The sequence below is a fragment of the Sporosarcina sp. AD_1 genome, assembly GCF_057373025.1.
The window spans coordinates 1-13,103 of the sequence record NZ_JBPVIR010000010.1; the positions used below are offsets into that span (position 1 = coordinate 1).

Below are 13,103 nucleotides of genomic sequence, written 5' to 3' on the forward strand. Positions count from 1 at the left end.
CCCGGAAAGCGACGCCAGAAGCGTAAATCAACTTTACTAGGAATCTAAATGTAAGTAGCGGTGGTATATTATTTTTATACGCCACAACAAATTAATATGCTTTTGTCTACGCTCTGAACGCACAGTTTTTCGACTGTGCGTCCTTTCACTTGCTCCATTTCTTCATCTATAATCGCTCCGTTTGTTGTTCATGCTAAAGAATAATCCTTAGCCGTTCACAAATATCCCTGCGGGGAATTTCGGTCGTCTTCCAACGTGTAATTTACACTTACTTCTGGTTTTGCATCTATGTTTTCCCGATGAATATGACTATTTCTTTTATGTCTCCAATCAAACAACAGACCAAAAATGATAAGCGATAGAATAGGCATCAGGAATATCAACATTCTACAATACACCTCCTGCTTTATTTTTCCTTATAGTTATTAGTATGTTCTTAATGGATAATAATTTCATTTCCAGTCAATTAGTAATTTCAGCTCATGTGCAGCTATTACCGGTTTCCCTGTCACTTCATTCCTTAGCAAGATACATTTCCTCCGGTTTTTCAGAGAAATCGGAGATGATTCCGTCGACCCCGTATTTTTGGGCCTTCCAAATTAAGCGACGGTCCTTTTTCGACCAGACGAGCACTTTTCCACCATGCTCATGCACGAGATCGACCATCCGTTTGTTTGTAAAGGATACATTGAAATTAATATAGTTGGCAAAAGCAGTATATTCCTCAATTCTCTGCTGGGACATGAATGAATCGGTAGGACGAATCAGTATTGCTATTTCTACGTCAGGAAGAAGGTTATGTATTTTTTTCATTGAGTCCACATCAAAGGATTGAATAATAATTCCGCTTAAATCGTCATACCGCTCAAGTACCTGTGCTACTTTTTCTTCAATTCCCGGATAGGTGTCCGGGTTTTTGATTTCGATAACCAGTCCAACTTCACTGTAAAACTCATCGACCAGTTCTTGCAATGTCATAATTGGCTCTCCAGCAAAGTCTTCCCCGAATAACTTCCCCGCATTTAGCGTTCTCAGCTCAGCCAGTGTCATATCCCGGACATAGCCCTTGCCGTCCGTTGTGCGGTCGACTTTGTCGTCATGCATAACGATCAATTCATCGTCCTTTGAGAGGTGAACATCACACTCCAAATAATCGGCCTGCAGATCCACCCCTTTTTGAAAGGCGGCTCTTGTGTTTTCAGGCGCATACGCAGAAGCTCCTCTGTGCGCCACGCTAATCATCTCTTTTGGCGCAATCCTAATTTTCGTCTGGTTATTATATCCGACAAGCACGAATAGACAAGCGATGGCTAGTACCGTAACAAACAGGGCTCTCTCTTTTCCCATTCCCCTCAACCTCTTTTTCTTTTCGAAATATCCGAATTATCTTTTTATTAGTATATCATAATTCCTTAGTATTGGATACCCCTTGGATGAAAAGAACTACAAAAAAAGAACAAGTGAATAAGATTTTCACCTGTCCTTTTTTACTTTATGAAACGGCTCACTTTTCAAATGCCAATGTTTCTGATTCTGTTTCTGTCAGCAGGTTTCCTGACTGGCTTTGCAATACTTTTTTTAATCCTAATTGCAAGGTCCCGAACGTTTGGACATCTGAAAAATCGAGGCCTAATTGGATGGCAGTCTGTACAATTTCCGGCCGCATTCCTGAAATGGTCGATTGGATACCGAGCAATCTCAACACTTGCGTGATCTGGTGAATCTGCTGTGCCACAAGCGTGTCAATTGTTGTGACGCCAGACAAATCAATGAACAGATGGGCCACTCCTGTTTGAGCGCATCGTTGAGGAACAATATCAAATAAGGCTTGCGCACGCGGCGCATCGATTTCTCCAATCAATGGCAGTACACCGATTGTCGGGGTGATCGGGATGACAGGAGCGCTCAGTTCTACGATCAATAATTCCTGAGCAGACAATCGGCTATTGACAAGACGGTAATAGATTTCAGCAAAACGAGTAATTAATTCATCAAAAGCCTCATTGATTAACGAGCACCATTTGAGTGCGTGCTGAGGCTTCACTTCCTCTACATGTAAATCGATGAATTGCTCAACAAATCGCCAATAGATAATCTTTACTTTCCTCAATGCATCCATTACTTCGTAAATGGAGGTATTGGTGCTAGCGCGGCTTTCCGCAACTTCCCTCGCCCATTCTTCCTTTTTCTGCTCGAATTGCTCCGAGTCATCCAGCAACTTGCTTGCCACCGTCAAATTGGTTAAGCGGTTTTGTTTCCGCAATAACGTTTCGGCTGCTTCTCCTGCCTTCGCAGAATAAATTGAGCCTACTTGTGTTTCTCTTAACGCCAGCCATTGATCCGAAATGGCATTGCTTTGGTCCACTAAATAGTCGTGCAACTTTTTATCCAATTTGTCCATCCGTACGACACCCTCTATTTCTATGTAGTTTGTACTTGGAATTACTTTTCAGTATACCACTTACCTTTAGTATGGGCATGCTTCACCTCTCGCCGGTTTACTTTTCGCTTGCATGGGGAAAAGTAATATAAATAGTACCAAAGGAGCGGTTAAAATGAAAATCGGAAAACTAATCAAGACCGCCATCAAATGGGCACCCGTTGTTTACCCGGTCGTCAGGAAAATCATGAAAGAAAAAAAACAGGCGGATCGCCAAAGAAAGGGCTATGCGCCTAGATAAAAAATGCGGCTGATGAGATTTTTTTCATCAGCCGCTTACTATTTAATTCAACACTTTAACTTTCACTTTTTTGACGCCCCACTCCATTGCATTCTCATAAGATGGAATAAATACATCAATTTTATGGCCTTTGATTGCTCCGCCTGTATCCCCGGCAATCGCTTCTCCATACCCTTCTACCCAAACTTTTGTTCCCAGTGGAATAATACTTGGATCTACCGCGATAACTTTTTGGTCTGGATTGGATCGTAAATCGATACCGTAGGCTGTTGTTCCGGAACAGCCCGTGCAATAGGCTGTATACGCCGTTGCGGTCACGATCAATTCTGTTCCTCCACCTGCCGGCTCACTTCCCGCTGAAGTAACGGCTGCCGATTTTGCTTTGGCTGCCTGTCCACTATTCGATGGAGAAAATGAAGCAGCAACCGACTTAGGTTTGTTCGTTACAGCTTTCTCAGGTGTATCGTCATCTATATTGCCGCTATCAATGATAAGTTCCTCTCCCGGATGGATTACATCGCTTGTCAAATTGTTCGTACTGATCAAAACATCTAATGGAATATTGTGATTTAAGGCAATGCGGTATAAATTATCTCCTTGGACGACCGTGTAGGTTATCGGGCCTGTGTCTAGCACATAAGACGGGAAAAACAGTGCAAAGTCAGGCAGCAGTCCGTCATAAATTGGTATTGGAAAGTTACTTGTACTTAACTCTTCAGTACCTAATGGCACAAAGTCATCCTGTACCTCTGCCGCTTCTGCAGTGGCAGCTGCTGAAATAATTGCCACGCATGCAATCGCATTCATTATTAACCTTTTCAGATTCATAAAAATCCTCCTTTTTTACACTCCCTGATTCATTTCTAAATGAATCGAACTCCTTTATGGCGCCGTTTACCGGCTATCATGTAGAGTCGGGATGAGCAGCCGTATAACTAACCGGCTTTTATTTCCACCTAGTATTGCCCTTGAAATTTGTAAAATAAACATATAGTCGTAAAATATTGAAATCACACTCTAATTGATTCTCGTATTACGTACTATGGAAATTTCAAGGAAACTATATGGAAGACTTCATTTTCGACTCTTTTATCGAATGCATAGTTAGGTATTTCCTGAGTGACCCGCTTTTTATACATGCAAAAAGCACTTCAGCCTGTATAGGTGAAATGCTTAGGAGTTTCATACAAAAATATGTCCTGCTGGGGATGCATACGATGAGTGGAGAATCGGCTTTGCTTTCTTTGATTCTTTTACTGTTTATATTTCGAGAAAAGCTCGAGAATGATCCCTTGCAAAGTCTTTCCTTCTATAGAATTTCCTTTCGGCTTTCATTGCAGTTTATATGTTTATTCACAAAAAAATAAAGGTATCCTATTTATAAGCACGGACCATTTTCTAATGGGTAATTATTAACAACTTACAATTTTTGAAACGGTATTGACTAGGTAAAAATATCCTTTATAATTAAATAAATTTCATAATTTATCGTTCGGGACCCTCTGGAACACGAGGGTCCTCAATTATGAAATGTAGCAGTGATCTATAATAGAGAGGCGTGATGTTAGGGTTGGAAAATAAGCTGACGTTATACGGCTTTAACAACCTCACCAAAACACTTAGCTTCAACATCTATGATGTGAGCTATGCAAAAAGTGAGCGAGAGCAGAAAGATTATATCGCCTATATTGATGAACAGTATAATTCTGAACGGCTGACCAATATTTTGCGCAATGTCACAGACATTATCGGCGCCCATGTGTTGAATATCAGTAAGCAGGATTATGATCCACAAGGAGCCAGCGTAACGATCCTCATTTCAGAGGAGTCCATGCCAGTCGGGTTAATCGATAAATCATGCAATCAAGGACATGCCGATATCATTGCAACACGTGATTCGGTCGTTGGCCATCTTGATAAAAGCCATTTGACGGTGCATACGTATCCGGAATACCATCCGGATAATTCAATCGCGACATTCCGTGTTGATATTGAAGTATCCACTTGTGGCGAAATATCCCCGCTAACAGCCCTTGATTACTTAATCGGCAGTTTTGATTCAGATATCATCACTACTGATTACAGAGTTCGCGGGTTTACGCGGAATGAATATGGCAAGAAATTTTTCATCGATCACAAAATGACCTCAATACAAGATTACATTGATAAAGAGACGTTGCAAAAATATGACGCGATTGATGTGAATGTGTATCAATCCAACATTTTTCATACAAAGCTGCTTATTAAGGAGATCGAACTGCAAAACTACTTGTTCAATCGGGACGTATATGAAATTCCTCCAAAGGAACGTCTACAGATTACGAACAACCTGCGCAGGGAAATGATTGAAATCTTCAGTGGAACGAATATATATGATGAGTGAAGGGGTGGGACAAAAATGACACAGCTTTCTCAACATAATGCACCCATTGCCGAAGCATTGACAAAATATAAAGCGATGCGCGTCGTCCCTTTCGATGTTCCCGGGCACAAACGTGGACGCGGAAATGAAGAATTGGCGGCTTTCCTCGGCGAGCAATGCCTGAGTGTGGATGTTAATTCCATGAAACCACTCGACAATCTTATTCATCCCGTGTCCGTTATTCGGGAAGCAGAACAACTGGCAGCTGAAGCTTTCGGCTCAAAACATGCTTTCTTTATGGTGAACGGGACAACATCAGCGGTACAGGCAATGGTCATGACGGCCTGCAAAGCAGGGGAAAAGATCATTTTGCCGCGCAATGTGCATCGCAGTGCAATTAATGCGCTCATCTTAAGCGGGGCCATACCTGTCTATGTGAATCCAGGCGTTCAACAAGAACTTGGAATTCCATTAGGTATGGCTCTCGATGACGTTCGGCGGACAATGGAAGAAAACCCAGACGCCAAAGCGATTTTGATTAACAATCCTACCTATTACGGAATTTGTTCCAATCTACAAGCCATTACGGATTTGGCACATGAGTACGGTATGCTCGTCCTTGTCGACGAAGCACATGGCACCCATTTTTATTTCAATGAAGAACTTCCTGCATCAGCCATGTCAGTCGGTGCCGACATGGCTGCTGTCAGCATGCACAAATCAGGTGGTTCCCTTACGCAAAGCTCTTTCCTCTTGATCAATAATGATGTGAGCGAGGGCTATACACGCCAAATTATTAATTTGACTCAAACGACGAGCGGATCGTATCTGCTCCTATCCTCCTTGGATATCTCCAGGAAGAATCTAGCGCTGCACGGCAAGGAAATTTTCGATAAAGTGATTGGCATGGCTCAATACACTCGCGAGGAAATCAATCAAATTGGCGGTTATTACGCCTACTCCAAAGAGTTATTAAATGGAGATACGATTTTTGATTTTGATATTACAAAACTCTCCGTACATACGCGCGAAATCGGGCTGGAGGGCATTGAAATCTACGATATTCTCAGGGACGAATATGACATCCAGATCGAGTTCGGAGATATTGGGAATCTCCTAGCCTATATTTCTGTAGGAGACCGGCATCGTGACATTGAACGGCTCGTGGCGGCACTAGGGGAAATCAAACGCCGATACGGAAAAGAGAGCGGCCAGATGTTCCAGCATGAATATATCAATCCGATTGTCGAATTGACTCCACAGCAGGCGTTTTATTCGGAAAAGAGGAATTTGCCGCTAGCCGAAAGTGCCGGACATATTTCGAGTGAATTTGTCATGAGTTATCCTCCGGGTATCCCGATCCTCGCGCCAGGTGAACGCATCACGGAGGAAGTGCTCGGCTATATCGAGTACTGCCGTGAAAAGGGCTGCTTCTTATCAGGGACCGAGGACAGCCAAGTCAAGCGAATCAACGTTGTAAAGGAGTCGGAGCGATGAATTTATGGTATACGGAAAATCACTCACCAAATGTACTCTTTTCTATTCGGGTCGATGAACACCTTTATTCCGGAAAGAGCGAATTCCAGAAAATTGATATTTTGCAGACTCCAGAGTTTGGACGGATATTAACTCTCGATGGACTCGTCATGGTGACCGAGAAAGACGAATTTATTTATCACGATATGATCACTCACGTAGCGATGGCGACAAACCCGAAAATTAAAAAAGTGCTCGTCATCGGTGCGGGGGACGGCGGTACAGTCCGTGAACTGACAAAATATACATCTCTTGAACAGATTGATATGGTAGAGATCGATGAGATGGTCGTTGATGTGTGCAAAGAGTATTTGCCGCAGACCGCATCTAAATTGGACGATCCCCGGGTCAACCTTTATTTCGAAGACGGCCTGAAGTTCGTCCGCAACAAAGAAGATGAGTACGATCTGATCATTGTGGATTCAACCGATCCATTTGGACCAGGAGAAGGTTTGTTCACAAAGGAGTTTTACGGCAATTGCTATAAAGCGCTGAAAGAGGATGGCATCCTAGTTAATCAGCATGAAAGCCCCTTCTATGAGGAAGACCGACTAGGCATGCAGCGCGCCCATCAGCGGATCGTCGGATTCTTCCCTGTATGTAAAGTGTATCAAGTGCATATTCCAACCTATCCTTCTGGCCATTGGCTTTTCGGTTTTGCTTCCAAAAAGTATGACCCGGTCAAGGACTTGGATGCAGATGCATGGAACGCGCTCGGCTTGCAGACGAAGTATTACAACACGGACATTCATGTGGGCTCATTCGCGCTGCCAAACTATGTGAAGGAGCAATTAAAAGATGTTGAATAAAAATATAGAAACATTCATCGGCTGTGACAATGACTATCAGGAAGCGGACCTCGTCCTATTCGGAGCTCCATTCGATTCGACGACATCGTTCCGTCCTGGCACCCGGTTTGCCAGCAAAGCGATGCGCGGTGAATCGTTCGGCATTGAGACGTACAGCCCGTACCAGGACAAGGACCTTGAGGATATTTCCGTCTTTGACGGTGGCGATCTGGAATTGATCTTTGGCAATACGGAAAAAGTGCTCGGGCAGATCGAAGAATATACAAGCAAGATCGTAACGGACGGGAAAATTCCTGTCATGATCGGCGGAGAGCATTTAGTTACGCTTGGAGCAGTCCGCGCGGTCGCGAAGCAGTATCCTGATTTGCACGTCGTCCAGTTCGATGCGCATGCGGATTTGCGTGAAGACTATTTAGGCGAGCCTCTCTCCCATGCAACCGTGATCCATCGTGTATGGGACATACTCGGAGATAACCGGATCTTCCAATTCGGCATCCGCTCCGGGGACCGCAGTGAATTCGCTTGGGGCAAGGACCGGGTCTTCACGAATAAATTCAATCTAGACGGACTGGAAGAAGTCGTTGAGCAGCTGAAAGGGAAACCTGTCTACTTGACGATTGACCTGGATGTGCTGGATCCTTCTGTATTCCCTGGAACTGGCACGCCTGAAGCAGGCGGCATCAGCTTCATGGATCTATTGAATGGAATTTTGACAGCAAGCGGCCTGAATATCGTCGCTTGTGATGTCAATGAACTTTCACCAGTGTATGATCAAAGTGGTGTTTCAACTGCCGTGGCATGTAAAGTGCTTCGGGAGTTACTGTTAGCAATTAATACAAATCAATCTAATTAAAGGGGTGTTTTACATGGGTAAAGCGTTAATTATTGGTGCAGGTGGCGTAGCGAGCGTTGTGGCACATAAATGTTGTCAAGTTCCAGATGTATTCGAGGAAATTTGCATTGCAAGCCGGACAAAGTCGAAGTGTGATGCATTGAAAGAGAAATTGGACGGCGGACGTACAAAAATCCAAACGGCACAAGTCGATGCGGATAATGTTCCAGAATTGGTTGCATTGATCAATGAATTCAAGCCAGAAATCGTCATTAACGTAGCATTGCCATACCAAGATTTGACGATAATGGATGCATGTCTTGAAACTGGCGTCCACTATCTTGATACAGCAAACTATGAGCCGCTCGATACGGCAAAATTTGAATACAAATGGCAATGGGCGTACAAAGAAAAGTTCGAACAAGCCGGCTTGACTGCTATTCTTGGCTGTGGCTTTGACCCAGGCGTAACTGGCGTCTTCTCAGCATACGCTCAAAAACATTACTTCGATGAAATCCATACGATCGATATCGTGGACGCTAACGCAGGCGACCATGGCTATCCATTCGCAACAAACTTCAATCCGGAAATCAACATCCGTGAAATTACAGCGAACGGCCGTTATTATGAAGACGGTGAATTCAAAGAAACACCGCCTCTATCCGAGAAGCGCGTATATGATCTTCCAGAGATCGGTCCAAAGGATGTCTACCTTCTATATCATGAAGAACTTGAGTCTCTCGCGAAAAACATTAAAGGCATTAAGAAAATCCGTTTCTGGATGACGTTCTCAGAGAAATATTTAACACACTTGAAAGTGCTTGAAAATGTCGGTATGACATCGATCGAGCCAATTCAATTCGAAGGACAAGAAATCGTGCCGCTTCAATTCCTGAAAGCTGTTCTTCCGGATCCAGCTTCCCTTGGACCACGTACAAAAGGAAAAACGAACATCGGATGTATTTTCCAAGGAACAAAAGACGGAGAAGAAAAAACGTACTACGTTTACAACGTATCCGATCACCAAGAATGCTACCGTGAAGTCGGTTCACAGGCCATTTCATATACGACAGGCGTGCCTGCAATGATCGGTGCTATGTTATTGATGAAAAACGAATGGAAAAAACCTGGCGTTTATAACGTAGAAGAATTCAATCCAGATCCATTCATGGAAGCGTTGAACGAATACGGCCTTCCATGGCAGGAAGATTTCAAACCGGTACTAATCGACTGATTGGAGGATATGACGCAATGAAATTAAATTTCAACCCTGCTGACGTTCCCTCCCCTTCCTATGTTGTGGATGAGGCTTTGTTAATTAGAAATCTGGAAGTAATGAAGCGCGTCATCGACGAGACAGGCTGTAAAATTCTGCTTGCGCAAAAAGGCTTCTCGATGTTCTCCGTCTATCCGCTCATCGGCCAGTATTTGGACGGTGTGACGTCAAGCGGCGTTCTCGAAGCCAGACTCGGTTATGAGGAGATGGGGAAAGAGGTTCATACGTATGCCCCTGCGTTTTCGGACGCAGATTTCGATCAAATCTTACAATACTCCGATCACATCGTCTTTAATTCTTTCCGCCAATGGGAGAAATTCAAAGACCGGGTGCAAGAGTATCCGAAGAAAATCGAATGCGGCATCCGCATCAATCCGGAGTACTCTGAAATTGAAGTGGATATGTACAATCCTTGCTTTGCCTACTCCCGTTTCGGTGTAACAAAGCAGCACTTCAAGGAAGACCAGCTCGAAGGGATTGACGGATTGCATTTCCATACGATGTGTGAACAAAACTCCGACACACTGGAACGCACTGTCAAAGTCGTCGAGGAAAAATTCGGCGAATATTTGAAAGGGCTCAAGTGGCTGAACTTCGGAGGCGGCCATCATATTACGAGACCGGATTATGACGTGGATCGTTTGATTCGCACAATTAATTACGTCAAAGAGAAATACGGTGTGCAAGTGTACTTGGAGCCGGGAGAAGCGGTTGCATTGAATACCGGTTTCCTTGTCTCAACTGTTTTGGACACACTCGATAATGGCATGCCGATCGCTATTTTGGACACATCTGCTTCTACCCATATGCCGGATGTGCTGGAAATGCCATACCGTCCTGAAATAGCAGGTGCCGGCAAACCGAACGAAAAAGCACACACATACCGCCTTGGCGGGCCGACTTGCCTCGCAGGCGATGTGATTGGAGACTATTCCTTTGATGAACCTTTAAAGCCGGGAGATAAACTTGTCTTTGGCGACATGGCTCATTATACGATGGTCAAGAACAATACGTTCAACGGTATTAACCTGCCGTCCATCGTCTTACATTCGGTACAAGACGGCATCAAAGTCATCAAGCAGTTCGGCTACGAGGATTTCAAAAACCGTCTTTCTTGATGCAACCAGCTGGCTACAGTCTCGAGGATAATAAAAGTGCATGGCATCCACAACGGGCGCCATGCACTTTTTTCTTATTTCGCCTTTTCTTTTATCCGGACCTTCGCCACTTTCTCATCTCCCTCAGATTCGACCAGGCTTCCGGTCATCTTCTCCCCATTCTCTCCATAGATTTCAAGCGGAGTGGCAAATGATGTGTTGCCAATATTCGTTTCCACTGTGATTTCATATTCATCTAAATTCTTAACACGGGAGTCGCTTTCCGGATTTTCAAACACGATTCGGAAGGAACCGTCAGGGTTTACATCCGTCTCGGCAATAAAAGCCGACGTGATATACCCTGGCAGCAGTGCTCTTCCCCGCAGCCTCGTACCTTCCAGGAGGTTGCTAACCCCGTCAATATAAACATAGTGCTCATCTTTCTTTACGCTGGTCGGCTCGATTCGAATCTCTGTGGAACCATAGTCCTCAGGCTTTTCCCAAACTGGCGGGGCAATAGACGCTTCCACCTTTTCACCGTCATCCTGGAATAATTCAACTTGTGCGGAAGCTTTCTGATACTCCACCCTGTTTGCATCATCGTCATTCCAGTCATACAGGCGGATGAGTGGGCCTGTCATCTTTTCTCCTGTCTCGCCGTAGTGATCCATGATTTCCGTATTTTGAGTTGGCGGTTCAAAGCTCACTTCGACAGTAATAAGACCTGTCGTCTTCTCAGGCAGCTCTGTTTCGTATAAAAAGCTGCCATCCGCTTCTACAAGTGCCGTCCGATTGCCGCCAATTAAAATGCCTTCCAACCAATTCATATTTACATAGAGCTTAGAACCTTCCAATAGATTCGTTTGCCCCTTTACCGTCAGCTGGTTGCCATCCAGCACGACGTCACCGGTAAGCTCAATTTCCATATCTCCCACATTGTCAGGCTTCTGAATTAACTCGACACCGCTCTCCTCTGCATCTTGTTCTTCTCCATCATCCGTTTTTCCCTCTTCATGGGCAGCAGATGACGAATCTTGTTCCGTATCCGCTTTCCCGTCGGCGCCTCCTGTATCTCCCTTAGAACAGCCGGTTGCAATAAAGAAGACTGACATGAGAATCACTGCTGCTAATCTACCATTCACTATTCTCTCACCTTTCCCTTTCCGTTGTTTTCTATTTCCTCCACTATACGACAACTTCTAGGCTCAAGGTTCAAAAAGCAGCTAATGGCCGGTAAAAATGTGCCTTTTTTACCCAATTCCATTAGGGAAGTCCCATTAATCTGCGCCCTTCTTTTTTCATGCTTGAAACTGAGAGTAACTGAATAAATGCGCCTTCCCTCATTACTTCACCAGTATTGTCTCCAAACAAAAAAAGTGTCCGAAGACACTTTTTCTGTCATTTATTCTTTTCCCGCATAAGCCGTTATTTCTTTATAATACTTATTCATGGAAGACGGAGAGACACCGAACCATTCCGCCATTTCCTTAACCGTCATCTCGAGCGGGTCGAAGTAGCCGAAATCATTGCCAAAACGTACAGCACCGGCTGCAATCGCGACATCCTTCCGGGCATTCGGCTGTTGCTCGACCAAATAATCCTCTACCAGATCAAGCAGCTTTTCGGATTGGCGTTCATGCTCATCGAGGAAGTCCATGAAATGTGTGATGACACCCACTTCAAAATTGCTGAACTCCTCTCCTTCGTAGCCATTGGCAGCAAGCTTTTCCCAACAGTCGACAGCGTTGTCTTTAAAAAACTGTTCCGTTGTTTTAGAAGGGTCCTCTTTATATTGAGTTGCAATTTGATCAAACACTTGCCCGTGATCCGTCGGGAAGAAAATTAAACTCGATACCGCCAAGTATTGGTTCTCTACACCCGTTCCGTCCGGTAGGATAAAGCAGTACAAGTGGACACCCACAGGTACAGGTTTATCGCTTTCCCGGCGCAGCCTGATTCGCTCCCCATCTAAAATCATATCCACTGTCAAATAACTCTCATCTACTTCCGCGACCTGACCAATGAACACTCTTGGCTGCTGCCATTGCGATAGCACGCGCTGGACTGATGGACGCAGCTGTTTCTTCTGCTGCTTATGTAAATAGGATTGCCAAATATCTGGCCGATGATGGAAGAAAAATTCATCAAGTACAATGGCCTCGATCATCTCTTCCTGCAATTGGCCGTTTATTCTTGCCTTCCATGAGTTGGCCAGTTCCAAATAGGCCGGTACATCTTTGCGGTGCGGGTATTCGTCATAGAAATTTTGTAAAACCCGCTCTAATTCCTCTGCTTGTACCTCTTCCACCGAGATTGTTTCTTTTGATTCACAGCATTTTTTATATTTTTTCCCACTGCCGCATGGGCATGGTTCATTACGTCCTACCACTTTCTCACACATCCTTTGAAAAATACGAACTCTTTCAGTTTACCATTATAAAAAAAACTAGGCACTGAAACAATATGGAATTGTTTCAGTGCCTTTTCATTTTTATGTCGTCATATGTCAA

At 44.2% G+C, this 13,103-nt stretch carries 12 protein-coding genes; 7 read left to right on the forward strand and 5 right to left on the reverse strand.

Annotated features, from left to right (window positions below):
* Positions 1-513 precede the first annotated feature (513 nt).
* Together ACSW3C_RS17315 and ACSW3C_RS17320 are read right to left on the reverse strand one after the other, a co-directional pair.
* On the reverse strand, positions 514-1,347 hold the full coding sequence (locus tag ACSW3C_RS17315; protein WP_486564048.1) for a glycerophosphodiester phosphodiesterase: 834 nt from the start codon (positions 1,345-1,347) through the stop codon (positions 514-516).
* Positions 1,348-1,504: 157 nt separating this feature from the next.
* A complete protein-coding gene (locus ACSW3C_RS17320; protein WP_486564049.1) occupies positions 1,505-2,401 on the reverse strand; it encodes an STAS domain-containing protein in 897 nt (298 codons plus the stop codon).
* Positions 2,402-2,555: 154 nt separating this feature from the next.
* On the opposite strand from ACSW3C_RS17320, the gene ACSW3C_RS17325 reads away from it, so the two are divergent.
* Complete coding sequence (locus ACSW3C_RS17325) at positions 2,556-2,681, forward strand: hypothetical protein (protein ID WP_248513359.1); 126 nt, start codon at positions 2,556-2,558, stop codon at positions 2,679-2,681.
* Between the two features lie 42 nt (positions 2,682-2,723).
* Here ACSW3C_RS17325 and ACSW3C_RS17330 read toward each other — a convergent pair whose 3' ends face one another.
* Positions 2,724-3,509 carry a 3D domain-containing protein gene (locus ACSW3C_RS17330; protein ID WP_486564050.1) on the reverse strand — a complete coding sequence of 262 codons (786 nt, stop codon included), beginning with the start codon at positions 3,507-3,509 and terminating at the stop codon, positions 2,724-2,726.
* A gap of 733 nt (positions 3,510-4,242) precedes the next feature.
* On the opposite strand from ACSW3C_RS17330, the gene speD reads away from it, so the two are divergent.
* The 6 genes from speD to nspC are packed head-to-tail and all read left to right on the forward strand — an operon-like array spanning position 4,243 to position 10,614.
* The gene (speD, locus tag ACSW3C_RS17335) at positions 4,243-5,064 is read left to right on the forward strand and encodes an adenosylmethionine decarboxylase (RefSeq protein WP_238079423.1); all 822 of its coding nucleotides are present in this window, start codon (positions 4,243-4,245) and stop codon (positions 5,062-5,064) included.
* Between the two features lie 15 nt (positions 5,065-5,079).
* Positions 5,080-6,540 (forward strand): aminotransferase class I/II-fold pyridoxal phosphate-dependent enzyme, encoded by a 1,461-nt coding sequence (locus ACSW3C_RS17340; protein ID WP_486564051.1) that lies wholly within the window; start codon positions 5,080-5,082, stop codon positions 6,538-6,540.
* Positions 6,537-7,388, forward strand: coding sequence for a polyamine aminopropyltransferase (speE, locus tag ACSW3C_RS17345; RefSeq protein ID WP_486564052.1), 852 nt, complete (start codon positions 6,537-6,539; stop codon positions 7,386-7,388). Before ACSW3C_RS17340 ends, speE begins: the two co-directional genes overlap by 4 nt.
* Positions 7,378-8,241, forward strand: a complete 864-nt coding sequence (speB, locus tag ACSW3C_RS17350) for an agmatinase (RefSeq protein WP_486564053.1) — start codon at positions 7,378-7,380, stop codon at positions 8,239-8,241. Before speE ends, speB begins: the two co-directional genes overlap by 11 nt.
* Positions 8,242-8,254: 13 nt before the next feature.
* The gene (locus ACSW3C_RS17355) at positions 8,255-9,454 is read left to right on the forward strand and encodes a saccharopine dehydrogenase family protein (RefSeq protein ID WP_184209569.1); all 1,200 of its coding nucleotides are present in this window, start codon (positions 8,255-8,257) and stop codon (positions 9,452-9,454) included.
* Between the two features lie 17 nt (positions 9,455-9,471).
* Complete coding sequence (gene nspC / locus ACSW3C_RS17360; RefSeq protein ID WP_486564054.1) at positions 9,472-10,614, forward strand: carboxynorspermidine decarboxylase; 1,143 nt, start codon at positions 9,472-9,474, stop codon at positions 10,612-10,614.
* Positions 10,615-10,688: 74 nt separating this feature from the next.
* On the opposite strand, the gene ACSW3C_RS17365 is transcribed toward nspC, so the two are convergent.
* Both ACSW3C_RS17365 and ACSW3C_RS17370 read right to left on the reverse strand, forming a co-directional pair.
* Positions 10,689-11,735, reverse strand: coding sequence for a hypothetical protein (locus tag ACSW3C_RS17365; RefSeq protein ID WP_486564055.1), 1,047 nt, complete (start codon positions 11,733-11,735; stop codon positions 10,689-10,691).
* Between the two features lie 260 nt (positions 11,736-11,995).
* A complete protein-coding gene (locus ACSW3C_RS17370; protein WP_486564056.1) occupies positions 11,996-12,982 on the reverse strand; it encodes a YecA family protein in 987 nt (328 codons plus the stop codon).
* Positions 12,983-13,103 lie beyond the last annotated feature (121 nt).

Excerpts from the sequence above, each read along its gene's own strand:
- speD (WP_238079423.1), top strand. The coding sequence starts at position 4,243 with ATGTTAGGGTTGGAAAATAAGCTGACGTTATACGGCTTTAACAACCTC.
- ACSW3C_RS17330 (WP_486564050.1), bottom strand. The coding sequence starts at position 3,509 with ATGAATCTGAAAAGGTTAATAATGAATGCGATTGCATGCGTGGCAATT.
- speE (WP_486564052.1), top strand. The coding sequence starts at position 6,537 with ATGAATTTATGGTATACGGAAAATCACTCACCAAATGTACTCTTTTCT.
- ACSW3C_RS17355 (WP_184209569.1), top strand. The coding sequence starts at position 8,255 with ATGGGTAAAGCGTTAATTATTGGTGCAGGTGGCGTAGCGAGCGTTGTG.
- ACSW3C_RS17325 (WP_248513359.1), top strand. The coding sequence starts at position 2,556 with ATGAAAATCGGAAAACTAATCAAGACCGCCATCAAATGGGCACCCGTT.
- ACSW3C_RS17340 (WP_486564051.1), top strand. The coding sequence starts at position 5,080 with ATGACACAGCTTTCTCAACATAATGCACCCATTGCCGAAGCATTGACA.
- ACSW3C_RS17315 (WP_486564048.1), bottom strand. The coding sequence starts at position 1,347 with ATGGGAAAAGAGAGAGCCCTGTTTGTTACGGTACTAGCCATCGCTTGT.
- nspC (WP_486564054.1), top strand. The coding sequence starts at position 9,472 with ATGAAATTAAATTTCAACCCTGCTGACGTTCCCTCCCCTTCCTATGTT.
- speB (WP_486564053.1), top strand. The coding sequence starts at position 7,378 with ATGTTGAATAAAAATATAGAAACATTCATCGGCTGTGACAATGACTAT.
- ACSW3C_RS17320 (WP_486564049.1), bottom strand. The coding sequence starts at position 2,401 with ATGGACAAATTGGATAAAAAGTTGCACGACTATTTAGTGGACCAAAGC.